This is a genomic window from Lactobacillus sp. WILCCON 0149 (assembly GCF_057197965.1).
This window is the reverse complement of sequence record NZ_JBUBHO010000028.1, coordinates 1-986: the sequence shown is the minus strand read 5'-3', so window position 1 is coordinate 986 and position 986 is coordinate 1. Positions and strand designations below refer to the sequence as shown.

At 42.2% G+C, this 986-nt stretch carries 1 protein-coding gene; it reads left to right on the top strand.

Annotated elements, in window-relative coordinates; translation table 11 throughout:
- Positions 1-97 precede the first annotated feature (97 nt).
- Positions 98-976 (top strand): IS982 family transposase, encoded by an 879-nt coding sequence (locus ACYVUV_RS12315; RefSeq protein WP_484499368.1) that lies wholly within the window; start codon positions 98-100, stop codon positions 974-976.
- Positions 977-986: the final 10 nt, after the last annotated feature.

Here is a 986-nt window from a genome sequence, read left to right as displayed (position 1 = left end):
ACGCGTGGTGCTAGTTGAAATATAGTTTCAATTTCTTAACAAAAAAGGTCCAACATTGTAGACTCTAGTTGGAAAAAAGAAAGGAGTCCTTACAATGTTGAACCAACTACAGATTAAACGTTATAGTCACCGTTTGCAAGTGGAATTTCGAACTTTGTCGAAAATCTGCAAGAAACTTTATTACAAGTACGCTCCATCTCGGTTAACTCACCGTCGCAATGCCAGTCTGGTAAAGGTTCCAGACTACGAAATTATTGCATTACTTGTCTGGCAAGCTGAGGAAGGTATATCTTCTCAGCGCAGATTTGCTCGCTGTTGGGGACTTTGTGGGCTCTCCAGATCTCGTTTCAATCGCAGAGCTAGAGCGCTTCTTGGCATCACTGTTCAGATCGTCAACGAACTAAACTCAAGAGTCGATCTGTCTGATCAGTACATGATCATTGACAGTCTACCCATGCCTTTGTGTCAGCCAATCAGAAACCGCAGAGCTAAAGTGTTTGAAGGAATTGCCAACATTGGCTATAACTCAACCAAACAGTTTTACTATTACGGCTTTAAAGGCCACTTTGCCGTAGCTCAAGACGGTTATGTTCTTGGCTATGTAATCACACAAGCATCAATACACGATGCAAAAGAAGCAGAAGAGCTGATTCTCACTACCCATCCCGAAGGGCACTTTATTTTAGGCGATGAAGGCTATATAGGCAAGCAGCTGCACGATACTCTCAAGATAAACGGCTATATACTGTGGACACCTTACCGGAAAAATATGAAAGGTGCTAAGCAGCATAACAAAAGAGAGCTAATGGCAATTCGCCGAACGATCGAGAGTGTGTTCTCTGTACTAAAGTACTACGGAATTGAAAATATTCTTGCAAGAAGTACAGACGGTTTCCAACAAACCGTCGAGATAATCGTACTAACTTACAATATCAGCTACATCCTACAGAGATATGGACTCAACTTCTTCAACTAGCACCACGCGT